Annotated in this window: 10 protein-coding genes, 2 tRNA genes and 1 CRISPR repeat array; all 12 genes read right to left on the bottom strand. The window is 69.1% G+C overall.

Annotated elements, in window-relative coordinates:
* Positions 1 to 63: 63 nt before the first annotated feature.
* A complete protein-coding gene (locus NFR49_RS03460; protein WP_251158271.1) occupies positions 64 to 1,986 on the bottom strand; it encodes a PTS sucrose transporter subunit IIABC in 1,923 nt (640 codons plus the stop codon).
* Positions 1,987 to 2,194: 208 nt separating this feature from the next.
* Positions 2,195 to 3,187: a LacI family DNA-binding transcriptional regulator gene (locus NFR49_RS03465; RefSeq protein ID WP_251158272.1), complete on the bottom strand. Its 993-nt coding sequence runs from the start codon at positions 3,185 to 3,187 to the stop codon at positions 2,195 to 2,197.
* 219 nt (positions 3,188 to 3,406) lie between these two features.
* Positions 3,407 to 6,130, bottom strand: a complete 2,724-nt coding sequence (locus NFR49_RS03470) for a valine--tRNA ligase (protein ID WP_251158273.1) — start codon at positions 6,128 to 6,130, stop codon at positions 3,407 to 3,409.
* 134 nt (positions 6,131 to 6,264) lie between these two features.
* A complete protein-coding gene (locus NFR49_RS03475; RefSeq protein ID WP_251158274.1) occupies positions 6,265 to 6,921 on the bottom strand; it encodes a hypothetical protein in 657 nt (218 codons plus the stop codon).
* A gap of 153 nt (positions 6,922 to 7,074) precedes the next feature.
* A complete protein-coding gene (locus NFR49_RS03480) occupies positions 7,075 to 7,776 on the bottom strand; it encodes a hypothetical protein (RefSeq protein WP_251158275.1) in 702 nt (233 codons plus the stop codon).
* Complete coding sequence (locus NFR49_RS03485) at positions 7,773 to 9,251, bottom strand: DUF2252 domain-containing protein (RefSeq protein ID WP_251158276.1); 1,479 nt, start codon at positions 9,249 to 9,251, stop codon at positions 7,773 to 7,775. Before NFR49_RS03485 ends, NFR49_RS03480 begins: the two co-directional genes overlap by 4 nt.
* A gap of 682 nt (positions 9,252 to 9,933) precedes the next feature.
* Positions 9,934 to 10,020, bottom strand: a tRNA-Pro gene (locus tag NFR49_RS03490).
* Between the two features lie 63 nt (positions 10,021 to 10,083).
* Positions 10,084 to 10,728, bottom strand: a complete 645-nt coding sequence (locus NFR49_RS03495; RefSeq protein WP_251158277.1) for a hypothetical protein — start codon at positions 10,726 to 10,728, stop codon at positions 10,084 to 10,086.
* A 392-nt stretch (positions 10,729 to 11,120) separates the two neighbouring features.
* Entirely contained in the window at positions 11,121 to 11,336 is a 216-nt protein-coding gene (locus tag NFR49_RS03500; RefSeq protein WP_251158278.1) for a hypothetical protein, read from the bottom strand.
* Between the two features lie 621 nt (positions 11,337 to 11,957).
* Positions 11,958 to 12,044 (bottom strand) — tRNA-Leu (locus NFR49_RS03505).
* A gap of 515 nt (positions 12,045 to 12,559) precedes the next feature.
* Positions 12,560 to 14,762: direct repeats of the CRISPR family, unit length 33 nt; unit sequence GTTTCAATCCACGCGCCCCGTGCGGGGCGCGAC.
* Positions 14,763 to 14,909: 147 nt separating this feature from the next.
* Entirely contained in the window at positions 14,910 to 15,200 is a 291-nt protein-coding gene (cas2, locus tag NFR49_RS03510; RefSeq protein WP_251158279.1) for a CRISPR-associated endonuclease Cas2, read from the bottom strand.
* A gap of 2 nt (positions 15,201 to 15,202) precedes the next feature.
* On the bottom strand, positions 15,203 to 16,231 hold the full coding sequence (gene cas1c, locus NFR49_RS03515) for a type I-C CRISPR-associated endonuclease Cas1c (RefSeq protein ID WP_251158280.1): 1,029 nt from the start codon (positions 16,229 to 16,231) through the stop codon (positions 15,203 to 15,205).
* Between the last annotated feature and the right edge of the window lie 6 nt (positions 16,232 to 16,237).

Raw genomic sequence — 16,237 nt, forward strand, 5'->3', positions numbered from 1 at the left:
GGTACGGGCCGGGCCCGGGCGCCGGCCGCAGCCGGGGCGCCCGGGCCCTCGGAGACGGGCGTCTCAGCCCTTGCGGGCGAGGCCCATGACGTCGCTCTTGCCCGGCTCCACGGGGGCGGCGAGCTCGGGGCGCTCCACGTCGAAGTCGTAGGCGTTGGAGACGATCATCATCGTGGTGGCGGGGTAGCCGGCACGGCGCACGGCGGAGAAGTCCACGTCGAGGAGCGGATCGCCCGCGACCACGCGCTGGCCCTCGGAGACGAGCTTGGAGAAGCCCTCCCCCTCCATCTTCACGGTGTCCACGCCCACGTGGATGAGGATCTCGGCGCCGGAGTCGCTGGTGATGCCCACGGCGTGGCCGGTGTCGAAGACCGTGCTCACGGTGCCGCCGCACGGGGCCACCACGGGGAGCCTGTCGGCCTCACCGGGGTCGATGGCCACGGTGGGCCCCAGGATCTCGGCGGCGAAGGTGGGGTCGGCGATGTCGGCGGCGGCCACGGGGGACCCGGCGAGCGGGGCCACGAGGGTCTCGGCGGCCAGGAGCGCCGGGGCGGCCTCGGGCTCGGCGGCGGGGGCCTTGTCGGCCTTGGCTGCGGCGGGCTCGTCGGAGTAGAGGACGAACGACAGGCCGAAGGCCACGGCGGCGGTGGCGGCGAACATCAGCGCGTACTGGAGGGGCATGTTGAGGCAGAGGAGGATGCCGAAGATGCCGGTGACGCCGGTGCCGGCGGCGGCGAGGCCGGTGAGCGAGCACAGGAGCGCGCCCACGGCGCCGCCGATGCAGCCGGCGACGAAGACCTTGAAGAAGCGCAGGTTGACGCCGAAGATCGCGGGCTCGGTGATACCCATGAAGCCGGAGAGGGCGGCCGGGAAGGCGAGGCCGCGGACCTTGGGGCTCTTGGTCTTGACGGAGACGGCGAGGCAAGCGGCCGCCTGGCCGATGTTGGCGGCGCTGGCGATGGGCAGCCAGTAGGTGACGCCGTAGGAGGCGAGCTGGCCGAGATCGATGGCGGTGTACATCTGGTGCAGGCCGGTGACCACCGTGGGGGCGTAGAAGCCGCCCACCACGAGGGCGCCGAGACCGAAGGGCAGCGTGATGAGCCACTGCACCGCGCCGAGGACGGCGTTCTCGAGCACCACGAAGACGGGGCCCACGAAGCCGAGCACGAGGTAGGCGCTGACGAAGACCGAGACGAGCGGCGTCACGAAGAGGTCCACGGCCTCGGGCACCACCTTGTGGAGGCGCTTCTCGAGGAAGGCCAGGATGGCGCAGGCGATGACGATGGGGACCACGTGGCCCTGGTATCCCATCCAGTCGACCGAGATCAGGCCGAAGAGCATGGACTGCTGGGGCACCTCGCCGGCGGCGGAGAGGGCGGCCAGGTTGTAGGCGCTCTCGAGGCTGGGGTGGATCATGATGGCGCCCATGACGGCACCGAGGAAGGGGTTGGCGCCGAAGGCCTTGGCGGCCGAGAAGCCGATGAGTACCTGGAGGAAGGTGAAGGCCGTGGACGACACGAGGTCGGCCACCACGTAGAACTCGTTAGAGGTATCCAGCTGGATGAACCCGTTGGAGGCCATGAAGCCCACGGTGCTCATAATGCCCAGAAGCAGGCCCGAGGCCACGATGGCCGGGATGATGGGCACGAAGACGTCGCCCAGGAGCTTGATGCCGCGCATGACGGGGTTCTGTTTGGCGGCCGCCGCCTGCTTGGCCTCGTCCTTGGAGGCGCCGGTGATGCCGCCGGCCTTGACGAACTCCTCGTAGACCTTGTTGACCGTGCCCGTGCCGAAGATGATCTGGAGCTGGCCTTGGGCCTCGAAGACGCCCTTGACGCCGTCGACGTCCTCGATGGCGTCGCGGTCGACCTTGGCGTTGTCCACGATGACGAGGCGCAGGCGCGTGGCGCAGTGCGCCGCCGACGCCACGTTGGACGCCCCGCCCACGAGCCCGAGCACGTCTTTAGCCGACTTGGCGTAATCCATGGCATGCCCTTTCTCTTGTCCTAGGGGCCCCGCTGGCCCCATCCCCTGGTTCTTACTGTAAACGTTTGCATACAGGGAAGGCACAGAAAGAAGGGGCGGACGGTCCATGGACCGCAAGCGGTCGATATCGGGGGGTGAGCGGTACCCGCGGGCCAGAAAAACGGTCGAAGGTGCCGCTCCACGACCATGAGAAAGTGAGAAACGGTTCTCAGATGCCTTCGACCCGGTAGCCCATGATGGTGCTCGACGCCACGGAACCCGGGTTCTCCACGAGGTCAATCAACATCTCGGCGCTTTTCACACCGCTCGTGCGGTAGGCGAAGTGCACGGTGGGAATGCCGCCCGTGAGCATGGAGACGATGCGGTTGTCGCCAAAACCGGTAACCGTCGGCCGCGCCATCCCGTCTTTCCCCCCATGCTCGGCCACGGCCCTGAGGGCCCCTGCGGCGATGAGGTCGGTGGAGCAGCAGATGAAATCGATTTTAGCTCCGAGCCTGTCCCGGTCGTCCAAGAGGCGCCGGGTCACCGCGAGGCCGGACTCCGCCGAGAAGTCGCAGCGTCTCACGAGCGCCGGGTCCAGGGCCGTACCGTGCTCGGCGAGGCCGGCCTCGAACCCCTCCCGGCGGCGCACGCCCACGGCCACGTCGGCCGGGTCGACCGACAGGTAGGCGAAGGTGGCGTCGGGGGCGGACGCCGCAAGGCGCGAGGCCAGGTCGCGGGCGGCGCCATAGTCGTCGTGGAGCACGCAGCTCACCCCGGCGAACCGCTGGCCCACCACCACCACGGGCACCGGGCAGGAGGCGAGGAACGCGGCGTGGGCGTCGCTCACCACGGAGCCCACGAGGATGAGGCCGTCCACGGGGTACCCCGCGAACAGGTCGAGGTAGGCGAGCTCCTGCTCGGGCTGGTTGTCGGTGTTGGCCAGCAGCATCTGGTAGCCGCGGCCCGAGAGGCCCTGCTCGATGCCGGCGGTGATACGGGCCACGCTCTCGGAGTTGATGCGGGGCACCACGACGCCCACGAGCCGGGAGCGCCCGCGCCGCAGGCTCCGGGCCTGCTGAGAGGGACGGTAGCCGCACTCCTCGATGGCGGCGGCTATGATGGGGCGCTTCTCGGCGGAGACGTAACCGTCGTTGAGGTAGCGCGAGACCATGGCGCTGCTCACCCCGGCGATGCGGGCGACATCCTTGATGGTGGCCACGGTCCCTGCCCCTCTCCCTGTTCATCGATCCCACGGTCGACGTCATAGTAGCTGAAAAAGCGGGCCCCGCAGCCATGGGCCGGGGCCGGCCCGCGGCCCGGACCCATGCCGGAGCGGCCTCTGGCATGGGTCGCCCCCGCAAAAAGGCACCCCGCGGGGCCTGCCCGCGGGGTGCCTGAAACCCGAACGTCCTCCCTAAGGGGAGGGAGCCGCCCGCCCCTACTCCGAGAGGTCCTCCAGCTGGGCGCTCAGACGGGAGAGCGTGGCCTCGAGCTCCTCCTTGCGGGCGCGCTTGGCCTCCACGACCTCCGGGGCCGCCTTGGCGAGGAACCCGGGGTTGCCGAGCGTTCGCTCGATGCCGGCGAGCTCGCCGGTCACCTTCTTGACCTCCTTCTCCAGGCGCTTGGCCTCCTCGCCGAGGTCCACGAGCCCCTCGAGCACCACGTAGGCCTCGAAGCCCGGGGCCACGAACGAGACAGAGTTGGCGGGCTTCTCGGCGTGCTCGCCCACGAGCAGCGACGAGAGGCGGCCCACCTCCACGAGGAAGTCGCGCTGGGCCTCGAGGCGGGCGGCGTCGGCCGGGGCGGCCTTGACCACCACGTCCACCTCGGCGCGGGGGCTCAGGCGGTAGCGGGCGCGCAGCGAGCGCACGCCGGAGACGAGGGCGCGGGCGATCTCGAAGTCGGCCTCGGCCTCGTCGTTGACGTAGGCCCCGTAGGCCGCAGGCTCGGGCCAGGCCGAGAGCATGAGGAAGCGGCCGTCGTGGGAGGGATCGCAGCCGGTCTTGGCCGCCTCGGCGAGGTCGAGGGCGGAGGCCGGCATGGACTCCCAGACCTTTTCGGTCACGAAGGGCATGACCGGGTGCAGCAGGCGCAGCGAGGTGTCGAGCACGAAGACGAGGTTGCGCTGGGCGCAGGCGCGGACCTCGGGGTCCTCGGACTGCAGGCGGCCCTTGCAGAGCTCGATGTACCAGTCGCACACCTCGTTCCAGAAGAAGCCCTGCAGGCCGCGGGCGTAGTCGCCGAAGCGGTACTCCTCGAGGCACGCCGTGGTCTCCGCCACCTGCTTGGCCAGGCGCGAGAGCATCCAGGCATCCTCGGGCGTGGCGGCAACGGGGGCGCCGGGCTCGAAGCCCTCCATGTTCATGAGGGCGAAGCGGCAGGCGTTCCAGATCTTGGTGACGAAGGCGCGGGCCTGCTCGGTGCGGGGGCTCGCCTCGAAGGCGCCGGTGTCCTTGTCGAACACGGCGTCGAACCGCACGTCCTGGTTGTTGGTGACCAGGGTGAGCAGGTTGTGGCGCATGGCGTCGGCGCCGTACTTGTCCATGAGGTCCATGGGGTCGACGCCGTTGCCCTTGGACTTGGACATGCGGCTGCCGTCCTTGGCGAGGATGGTGGCGTAGATGACCACGTCCTCGAAGGGGATCCGGTCGCAGAAGTACAGCGAGCTCATGATCATGCGGGCCACCCAGAGCGCGATGATGTCGCGGGCGGTGACGAGGGCCTTGGTGGGATAGTGGCCGGCCATCTCCTCGGGGTGCTCGGGCCAGCCCTGCGTGGCGAACGGGAAGAGCTGCGAGGAGAACCAGGTGTCGAGGACGTCGGGGTCCTGGTGCACGTGGCGGCCGCCGCACTCGGGGCACACCTCCACGTCGTCCATGGAGGCGTCCTCCCAGCCGCAGTCCTCGCAGGTGAAGACGGGGATGCGGTGGCCCCACCAGAGCTGGCGCGAGATGCACCAGTCCTTGAGGTTCTCCATCCAGGTGAGGTAGGTCTGCTCCCAGCGCTTGGGGTGGAAGGTGACGTCGCCCGAGGTGACGGCCTCGGTGGCCGGGCCCTTGAGCTTGTCCACAGCCACGAACCACTGCTCGGAGAGCCAAGGCTCGAGCGCGGTGTCGCAGCGGTAGCAGTGCATGACGGAGTGGTCGTGGTCCTCGACGTGGTCGAGCAGGCCGTTCTCCTCGAACCAGGCCACCACGGCGGCGCGGGCCTCGTCGCGGTCCATGCCGGAGAACTCGCCGTAGCCGTCCACCACGTGGGCGTGCTCGTCGAAGACGTTGATCTTCTCGAGGTCGTGGGCCTCGCCCATGGCGAAGTCGTTGGGGTCGTGGGCCGGGGTCACCTTGACGAAGCCGGTGCCGAAGCCCGCGTCCACGTGCCAGTCGGCGAAGATGGGGATCTCGCGGCCCACGATGGGCAGGACCACCGTGGCGCCCACGAACCTGGAGGCCTCGGGGTCGTCCTGGGAGACGGCCACGCCGGTGTCGCCGAGCATGGTCTCGGGGCGCGTGGTGGCGACGACGATGTAGTCCTTGCCGTCCACGGGCTCCTTGAGCGGGTAGCGCAGGTACCAGAGGTGGCCGTGCTCGTCCTTGTACTCGGCCTCGTCGTCGGAGATGGCGGTGCAGCAGTTGGGGCACCAGTTGACGATGCGCTCGCCGCGGTAGATGAGGCCGGCGTGGTACCAGTCGCAGAAGACCTTGCGCACGGCGTGGGAGAACTGCGGGCTCATGGTGAACTGCTCGTCGGCGAAGTCCGCGGAGCAGCCCATGCGCTTGATCTGCTTGACGATGGTGCCGCCGTACTCGCGGGTCCAGTCCCAGCAGGCGTCCACGAACTTCTCCCGCCCCAGCTCCAGGCGGGAGACGCCCTGCTCCTTCAGGCGCTTGTCCACCTTGGTCTGGGTGGAGATGCCGGCGTGGTCGAGGCCCACGATCCAGCGGGTGGAGCGGCCGGCCATGCGGTTGTAGCGGATGAAGGCGTCCTGGATGGTGTCGTCGAGGGCGTGGCCCATGTGGAGCACGCCGGTGACGTTGGGGGGCGGGATGACGACGGTGCAGTCGCCCGTGCCCTTGGAGCGCTGGTAGCAGCCGGCGTCGATCCAGCGCTCGACGAGCTGCGGCTCGGTCGTCTGGGGATCGTAGGTCTTGGGCATGTCGGTCACGGATGGCCACCTTCCGGTTCGCAGGGCAGGGCAACGCGTGTCATTGTACCCGCAGCGACGCGGCGCCGGGCCGCTCCGTCGCCTCGGACGGGCCGGCCCGGCGCCGCGTTCCCGCGCGTCTGGGGGACGATCGGCTACTCGATGTCGTCCTCGTCGGCGTAGGAGGCCTCGAGCATCTGGGCGAAGGCCACCGGGTCGGCGGTCTCCTCGGCGGTGAAGACGCCGTCGTGGCGGGCGTCCTCGCGCAGGTCCTCGATGGCGTCCACGAGGTCGTCTGCCTCGGGGCCGTCGGGGATCTCGGCGGCCACCATGACGGCGAGCTCCTCGTCGTCGAGCTCGGACTCCTCGGCAAAGCCCATGTCGATAAGCTTGCGCGAGGTCACGGGCACGTCGTCGTAGGAGGTGTCGGAGAGGCGGGCCCGGCCGCCCTCGACGGTGACGGTGACCTTCTCGCGGGTGAGGGAGTCGGCGTCGACGTCGTACTCGTCGATGTCGAAGGCGATGGCGGCGGAGGCGTCCTCGAGGGCCTTCAGCAGGCGACCGGCGTCCTCCACGGAAAGCGAGCCGCAGAGGCAGGCGGCGGCGTCCTCGTCGAATCCGTCGTCGGTCTTGCCGCTCACCTGGTAGACGGTGCGGCCGCCCTCCTCGTCGGAGCCGTAGACCGACGTGATGCCGTAGGTGAGCCTCGCCTCGTCGTAGCCGTCGAGGGTGGCGTCCCAGAGCGGCTTGAAGGCGGGGTCGCCTATGACGGACGTGGCGATGGACATGGTGCCGTAGAACGCAGTGGCCATGGGTGTTCCTTCCTGTGGGCGTGTGCTGGGCCCTACGTACCCGTTTGCCGCGCCGCACGACGGGGGCCGCGCGGTCGGCACACAAAGGCTTCCGCGCACGGGGCGCGGGCGGTGTAGGTGCGCGGGACGGCGATGAGTCCCGAGAGACCTCCCCTACCCCCGATGTGCCGCCGGGGCGTCGCCGCGCTCCGTGCCGGGGTCGTCGCCGATGGTGCGCAGGCCGTCGTCGGGAGCGGGGACGTCGTCGAACCAGTATTTCCACGCCCGGAAGGGCGTGGCGCCGGTGGCCCCGGTCACCGCCTCGAAGGCGTCCTTGGGCACGAAGGTGCGCAGGCCCGCGCCGGAGACCGTGGTGAGGCGCACGCCGCCGGCGGCCAAGGCCTCCTCCACGAAGGCGAGGCAGTTGTGGGTCACGAGGTCGTAGGTGCCGGGCGCGGCCTTGACCCCCTCGGCGTAGTCGGCCACGGCACGACCGGCCTCGGAGGGGGCCGCGAGGGCGACGGCGCAGTCCACGTGCTCGTTCCACCAGTTGCCGGGGTTGCCGTGGACGATCCAGCCGGAGGCCCGGCGGAGGGCGGAGAAGGTCTCGGGCTCCCGCAGGCAAGCCATGAGCGCCGGGGCCTTGAGGGCGTTGCCCCGGCGGTAGTAGGAGTAGGTCATGAGGTCGCCCCCGGACGGCCCCACGGCGAGGATGGCATGGCCCTCGTCGAAGGCCGCCATGAGGTTGAAGAGCACGAGGAGCGTGTAGGAGCCCACGGGCACCGGGGCCCAGTCGCGCTCGGGCACGGCCTGCTCGCGCTGCACCCGACGGCCGTGGCGGCGGGTGAGGTACGTGTCGACGGCTCCGAGGCTCATGAGGCCTCCCCCTTCTCGGTGCCGGCCTCGCCGGCGACGTGGTCCATGAAGACGCGGTAGTCGCACTCGTTCTGCTCGGCATAGGCCTCGGCGAAGGCGCAGAGCGCGCGGTCGGCCGCGTCCGAGGTGCCGAGGTACCCGGCGATGGCCCCGCGGTCGCCGGAGCGCGCGTGGGCGCGGGCGATGGTCCAGGCGCAGAGCTCGCCGTAGAGCGCGAGGGTGTCGGCGTCTATGGCGTCCAGGTCCACCGTGGCCTTCCAGTCCCAGAGCTGGCGCACGTAGAAGGAGCGGCCCGGGGCGCCGGGGACGGGGACGTCGGCCCAGCCGAGGAGCACGTCGCCGGTGGCCTGCATGAGGCGCTGGCCGCGCACCACGCGCTCGCCGCCCCGGTAGCGCGGCGCGAGGCCCGTGTAGCGCGAGAGGCACGACTCCCCGGTCTCCTTGAACTGCAGCACGAGCGGGTCGTCCACCTGGCGGCCGGAGAGGGCCACCACCCAGTTGCGCATGCCCACGCTGCCCACGCCCACGACCTTGAGGGCGGCGCCAACGTAGGCGTAGCGGTCGATGAGCCCGCGGTTCTCCGGGGCGAGGGAGGAGCGGTAGGCGCCGAGGAGCTCGGCGACGGAACGCGGGAACCGCTCTACGTCGCCCGCGGGGAGGAACCGGTCCAGCGGCACGATGGCGGGCGGGTCGAACACGATGCGCCGGCCGGCCCCCTCCCCTTCCACGAGCTTTCTGAAGGCACGGGAGTTGTCCTTGGCAAAGGCCGCCGCGAGGCCCTTGGCCACCTGGCGGCGCTCCTTCTTGGAGGCGTCGGCGGAGAGGGTGTCGAGAAGCCCTTGGACGTCCACGTGGGTGTGCCAGATGGAGAGCGCGCCCTGGTGGGCGAAGTACGCCATGGCCTCGCGGTAGGCCGCGGCGCAGGCGAGCGCGGCGTCGTGGGCGGTGGCCGCCCCGAACCCGCGGCTGCGGGCGCAGACGGCCACGCTCGCGACCATGCGCTTGACGTCCCACTCCCAGGGGCCGCGGGCCACCTCGTCGAAGTCGTTGAGGTCGAAGACCAGTGCGGACTCCGGCGAGCGGTAGCCGCCGAAGTTGCCGACGTGGGCGTCGCCGCAGGCCTCGACGATGAGGCCCGTGGACGGCGTCGTGGCGAGGTCCGCGGCCATGGGCAGCGCCGTGGCGCGGAAGTAGGCGAAGGGCGAGGCGGCCATGCGGCGGTGGCGCTCGGGGATGAGGGCCTGCAGGCGGCCACGCTCCTGGGAGAGGATGAGGTCCAGGGCCGACGTGCGGCCGGGCACGACCTCCCATCGGGCGAGGGAGCTCCTCGGGCAGCGTTTGCGCAGCGAGCGGCCGGTGTCGCGGGCCTCGACGAACCCGGGGAAGCGCCGGAGGGTGGCGTCGGGGATGGGCGGCTCCGAGGAGCCGGCGAAAGGCGACGGCCGGTCGGGCCGCGTGCTGCGGGACTGTGCCATGGGGGCTCCTGGCTGCGAGGTGCGGGTGCGGGTGCGGGTGCGGGTGCGGGTGCGGGTGCGCAGGGAGGGTACCCGGTTTGGCGGCGGCCGTGCGCCGGGGCCACCGGCCAGGCGTGACAGCGGTGCCTGGACCATCTGTCACTTAGTATATTACTTGTTTGATGTATTGGGCGTCGACTCGCCCCTGCGGGCGGAGCCTGGCACGGGCTCTCGGGGCTGCTCCCCGGGGCCGCTCCGGCAGTTTGGTACTTTTCGGTACAGAACCTGATCTAAACCACCAAACGACACACCATTTGGTGGTTTTCAGGGCCCCGCGGAGAGAAAAACCACCAAACGGCTGCGGGGCCGAGTTCGCAGGGCCGGCCTCGACATGGCTGCGGATCATGCCGAGCAGTGCGCCCAACCACTCTGCAGGGATTCCGCAATCGTTTCGGACCACGCGCCCAATCACGGGGCGCGACCGCTGCACGAGGCGCAGGGGTCGGCATCCGGGATGAAAAGCCCGGCGTTCGCTGAGAGCCAGCGGCCGGTGTCTCCTCCGTACGCTCCCGTGCGGCTGTCCTCTGCACGTGCGTGCTCATCAGCCCCCGTGTCGCGCGGCGCCCCGCCGCGGGCTCGAACCGCGGTTTCCGGAGCCAGAATCCGGCGTCCTGCCCTTGGACGAGGGGGAAGTGTGTGCAGGTGGTCGGCCCGGCGGGAATCGAACCCACACGGAGTTGCCTCCACACGCTCCCGGGGCGTGCGCACCCGCCTGTTCCGCCACGGGCCGGTGTGGTATAAATGAGCTGCGGCCATCACTTTGACGCGATCTATGCGACAGACTGAATGGCCGCTACTTTTTTACCTTTATCGAGTGTGTGCCGTCCGGGTAGATGACGACGACGTGACGGAGTCGCTTCGCCGTCATGGCTTTCTCCACGTACTCGTCGATTTTCGATGCCGTGAGCGACTCGTTCCCGTAGAAGCTCATCATCGTCGACATGGCGCCCTTGGACTTCGAGCTCGATGCGTGCCTGGCCACGGTGTTGTAGCTCGAGGCGTTTCGGAGGGTCTTGACCTCCATCCCCGAGCTGAGGTCCGGGAGGCCGATGCGCGGTCGCCTCTTCGCGTCCTCGGGGTCCGGGTTCGGGATCTCGTCCTTCTGGAACTCGGAGGCGTAGCCCATGGCGGCGGAGAGCCCCACCGTCTCGCGCTCCACCTCGTGCTCCTTCGTGAAGAGCTTCGGGTTGCCCTTGCGGCGCTTGCTCTCCTCGGCCCCCGGGGCGTAGGTGATGCCCGGTGTGGGCCCCCCGGCGAGCCACCTCTCGTCCCTGAGCGACAGGTCGAGCTCTATGGCCCAGCGGTTCTCGTCGTTGTCGTCGAGGCCGAGCTGCCTGGCCACCTCGGCCCTCCTCTCCGGGTCCACCGCCGGCTTCCTCGGCCTGCCGCCGACGCCGGAGTTGGGCGGCCCGAGCTCGTCCACGGGGATACCGGACATGGCATCCCGTATCTGCCGGTGGGAGTAGCCGCGGCGTCCGGGTCGAGCCCCAGGGCGTAGGTCTGCGGGGCGGCGGCGAACTGCACGGCGAGCTTCATGAGGCTCATCACCTCGGACGCCTCGCCGATGATGGGGCGCAGGTCGGGGCCTATTTTGGAGCGCCCGAACGGGTGGCGCAGGCTCGGCCTGTTGCAGACGGCCACCATGGGACAGCGCCCGAGGGCGTGGCGGGCCACCTCCGCCGACCACCCGGCCGCCGTGCGCGCACCATAGCTATACCGCGCGCCGGCCTGCCGAGAGGTGCCGGGAGTCGCCGGAGAGTGCCGACGGCGGTGCCGAGGCATGGAAAAAAGCCGCCCCCGTCACCGGGGAGCGGCGTCACGCCGTCAGTCTCACGCGTCCTCGTCCGTGCCGGCGCCGCCCGCGCGGCGTTCCATGTCCTCGCGCACGAGGTCCTTGAGGTAGCCGGCCATGTTGCCCCGGGACTTGAGCCACGCGAGCATGGCGTCGTCCTCCGGGTTGCCCGCGTAGAAGGACAGGCGGACGGACTTGACGTTGTTGCGCTGGCACTTCGCCTTGGCCCGGCGCTGGGCGTCCGTGGATGCCACGTCAGTGCCCCGTACCCTCGAGGCGGGAACGGACGACGGCGACGAAGAACCTGTGTCCGGCGAGCATGCCGAGGACGGCGCAGGCGGCGAACAGCGCGATGGTTGCGATGGTTCCCATAGTGACCTCCCTGTTACGGTGTCCGATGATCTAGGATGGGGGCAGGGCCCCGGCTGTACCCGGGGCCCCACGGTGTCATCGGCGGCTCTCCCAGAGCCACTTGATGACGTCCCACGCTACTTGCAGCCCGAAGCCCCCGACAACGGCGAGAGCTGCAAGTAGCATCTCGAACTCTCTGTCTGTCATGGCGTATCGCCCCCTCCCGTTGCTTGTGACTCGGGTCGGCTGCGCCGTCGGCGGGCCGTTCGCCTCCACCCTCGCCTCGGCCGTCGCGGCCACGACTGCCCGGGCCACCGGCCTTTAGCCACCCCCACCCACAACCGAGCGAAGACGAGGCCCCCGCGAGAGGCCTTTTTCTTTGCCGCGACACCCCGTGGACACTCGGGCCACGCCCGGCCAGCGCAGTTTCAATCCACGCGCCCCGTGCGGGGCGCGACTGGCGCGGTTTTCCGCCCGCGCGGGCGTCATGAAGAAGGCGCCCTCGGGCGCCGGGTTCAACGGTGTGGTCGGGGCGGAGGGGGTCGAACCCTCACGGGCGCAAGCCCACGTTCTCCTGGGGCACGCGTGTCTGCCTGTTCCGCCACGCCCCGATGCGCGCTGTCCTCCCGGTCGAGCGGCTCGACCCTTGGGACAGGATCCGATGTGGTTGGTGCCGCCTTTTCCGTCGTGCGATAGACTTGCTTCGTCGGACGGTGCCTCCGCCTGGGTTAAGAACCGAGGTTGGTTGTACCGTCCTTTTTTATCGCCCAGCCCTCGGGCCGGGACGGAAAGGCAATCGCCCCTGGGACAGGCTCCGAGGCAGGCGGTTGCCTTCTTTTGTTCGGGCTCTGGGATTGAGCCGTCGCTGCCCGAGCGCGTCCAGACGACCAGGACCTCGTCCGGGACAGCCGCACTTGCTGCTTCTGCTTCGTCAAGGTAAAGTGAGCGAAAAGGCAACCACCCTTGGGACAGTCTCCGAGGTGGTGGTTGCTTTTTTATTTGGCTCTTGCCTCTAGGAGCAAACGCTCGCTCCCGCAGCGGTTCCAGACGACCAAAACGTCGTCGAAGGTGCCGTCGTCCAGGTTTCAATCCACGCGCCCCCGGCCGTGTCGCTCATCCATGCGTTGTTTCAATCCACGCGCCCCATGCAGGGCGCGACACGTCGAGGAGATGGGCGCCGCCGTCGACATGGTGTTTCAATCCACGCGCCCCATGCGGGGCGCGACACGGCCAACGGCACCTAGGCAGTCACCCCGGAGGGTTTCAATCCACGCGCCCCATGCGGGGCGCGACTGGGCCGAGGTGGGCGACATCGTCGGCTTCGGCAAGTTTCAATCCACGCGCCCCATGCGGGGCGCGACGGCTGGGCGATCACCTCTCGCCACGCCCCGCTGCGGTGTTTCAATCCACGCGCCCCATGCGGGGCGCGACGCGGGAGGTGCCGCAGGGTGCCCGGGCCGTCCGTGGTTTCAATCCACGCGCCCCGTGCGGGGCGCGACTGTGCCGCGGTACCAACATAGCGGCTTTTCGCCGGTTTCAATCCACGCGCCCCGTGCGGGGCGCGACCTCGCCGTCGCAGCCGCAGGGCGCGTAGCAGCCGTTTCAATCCACGCGCCCCGTGCGGGGCGCGACGCCATCTTCTGGATGGCCCCCATTCGAGGCTCAGAGTTTCAATCCACGCGCCCCGTGCGGGGCGCGACGGGCCCGCCGGGTCGCGCTCCACGGCCACCGAGTCGAGGTTTCAATCCACGCGCCCCGTGCGGGGCGCGACGCTGGCGACGAACAGGATGTCTCCCGTGCAGTTGTCGTTTCAATCCACGCGCCCCGTGCGGGGCGCGACGGGATTATCTGCGGTATCGCCTGCACGAGTCCCGTGTTTCAATCCACGCGCCCCGTGCGGGGCGCGACCCGTGGGACGGGCGGGCCCCGTAGTGGGCGCTCGTGTTTCAATCCACGCGCCCCGTGCGGGGCGCGACGCGCCGGACACCAGGCGGTCGGCCACGTACTCGAAGTTTCAATCCACGCGCCCCGTGCGGGGCGCGACTGCGGGAAACGGCTCAATGTTCATCACCTCTCTAATGTTTCAATCCACGCGCCCCGTGCGGGGCGCGACTCTATGGCGAGGTAGTTGTAGCGGCACATCTCGTCGTTTCAATCCACGCGCCCCGTGCGGGGCGCGACTCTTCTTTGCAATCAACCCATCATCTGCGACTGAGTTTCAATCCACGCGCCCCGTGCGGGGCGCGACGCGTTGTTCGCGTCGGTAAGCTGCGTCGATACCGTTTCAATCCACGCGCCCCGTGCGGGGCGCGACGTGAGCTTGCCGCCCATGGCGCGGGCCTGAGCGAGTTTCAATCCACGCGCCCCGTGCGGGGCGCGACTAGTCCCTGCGGATCCCCAGCGCCATGCCGAGGAGTTTCAATCCACGCGCCCCGTGCGGGGCGCGACCGGGCCACCTGGTCCGGGCTGCGCCACGGCTCGTTGTTTCAATCCACGCGCCCCGTGCGGGGCGCGACTGCGGGACCACCCGGAGCTCGCCCTGCTGCCGGAGTTTCAATCCACGCGCCCCGTGCGGGGCGCGACCGTCCCCATCCGCCATCACGACGGACCCCGACATGTTTCAATCCACGCGCCCCGTGCGGGGCGCGACTTTTCCTTGCTCATCCATACATCACCGCGATTTGCTTGATGTTTCAATCCACGCGCCCCGTGCGGGGCGCGACCCATCGGCATGGACCCCTCTGGCACCCGCGACGAGTTTCAATCCACGCGCCCCGTGCGGGGCGCGACCCCATGGCGTCGGCCGCCGACTCGCAGAGGCCCTTGTTTCAATCCACGCGCCCCGTGCGGGGCGCGACCGCCGCCCACGAGCTCCTCCGCGGCGGCGTCGCCGTTTCAATCCACGCGCCCCGTGCGGGGCGCGACGGCGGGATCGTGACGTTCGTGACTCAGCTGCCCATGTTTCAATCCACGCGCCCCGTGCGGGGCGCGACGTGAGGACGGGTCCCGCATAGAGTTCAATGTGGAGTTTCAATCCACGCGCCCCGTGCGGGGCGCGACGCTCGGGTCGGATACGAGGGCGGTGCAGACTGGGGGTTTCAATCCACGCGCCCCGTGCGGGGCGCGACGCCTTCGCCCGGGCGGCCCCCGCCTACGGCGTCGGTTTCAATCCACGCGCCCCGTGCGGGGCGCGACCGACTGTGGGGAGGGTGGTCGCGGAGTTGGTGGTGTTTCAATCCACGCGCCCCGTGCGGGGCGCGACCCTGGGACACGGTGGACGCCTCCTGGGCGGTCTTGTTTCAATCCACGCGCCCCGTGCGGGGCGCGACTCCACTTTTATACGTTACAGCACACCCTCCGCCCCGTTGCATACAAAACCCGGGGCGGAGCGGCATACACATTCACTCTAAATAACTATAACAAGGGACACCCGTGCGCGAACCCGCCTGCGATTCCTCGAGAGCTAGAGGTTCGCGCTAGACGATGAGGGCGTCATCCAAACGCACCTCCCCGCGCCTTCCCACGATCTCAACGGCCTGGCTGCGGCGCTTTCCCAGATTGTACAGACGCACGGTATCCTCCGTGTCGTCCACCAGCGCCTTGAGCCTCTCCAGGAACTCGTGATAATCGGCCGGCTCCACGATGCACTCGAACACCGAGTTCTGAACCCTCTGCCCATACCGCTCGCAAGTACGGGCGACCTTCCGCAGCCTGCCCTCACCTCCGGGGCTTTTCGTCGAGACGTCATAGGTCACCAGGACATACACGGCTACCTCCATAAGAAGGCGGGGTAATCGTCAAGATCGCCTCGCACGTACCGGGCAAAGAGCAGCGGCTGCACATACGGCAGCAAACCGACCGGCATCCGCTCCCCCAAAAACGGGTGCACCACCTCGTCCTGTTTGCGTTTCTGCCAGAGGGAGATCACCCGTTTCCTCGCCTCATCCTTGAGGCTGACAGACCCATCCACCTCAAAAACGAAATCCTTAGACCCCACCTGCCCCCGATTGACCAGGCTGAGAACGAACCTATCCGTCAGGTACGGCCTGAGCTCCTCCATCAGGTCCAGCGAGAGACTCTCCCTCCCCGCTCGGTCCGCATGGAGAAAGCCCACGTAGGGGTCAAGCCCCACCGCAGCGCACCCTGCCGCCACATCGCGGGAGAGCAGCGTGTAGAAAAAGGAGAGCAGCGCGTTTACGGGGTCCTTGGGAGGACGCCTCGACCTGCCGGCAAACCGAAGCTCGGGCGCCTCGGGAAGCACCATGGAATCGAAAACCGAGAAGTACCACTGGGCGCATTTGCCCTCGATGCCGCGGAGCTCGTCCATCGTCTCCGCCGCCTCGACGTCGCACAGGAGGTCCTCCACGGAGGCCATCGCCCCCTTGAAGGAATCGTCTACCCGCTCGGCCCTCTCCCTCGCGAAGCGCTTGAGAACCACCAACTGGTTACGCGTCTTCGCGGCGACGCACCTCTTGGCGACATGGAGTGACCGACGGTCGCTCTCGGCCCATCGGAACTGCTCCCTGCGAAGCAGGACGTTGCCGGCAGGCTCCCCGTCGACCTTTGCCAGGAACCTCCCGTTCATATCCAGGAAGGAGAGGAGAATTCCCCTGTCGACACAGGCCCCCATAAGCTGGGGAGAACAGCCGAGCGACCCGAAGGCAACGATCTGCTCGAGAACGCGGAGGGGGACCTTGCGAGACTGCTCGCCCTTCTTGTCGATTCGAACATTCTCATTGTCAAGGTGCAGGTAGCTCTGGGGCGTGGTCACGTAGAGCGTGTTGAGCAGATGTCTCACGGAAAC

It is taken from the genome of Caniella muris, assembly GCF_943193035.1.
GTDB lineage: Bacteria > Actinomycetota > Coriobacteriia > Coriobacteriales > Atopobiaceae > Granulimonas > Granulimonas faecalis.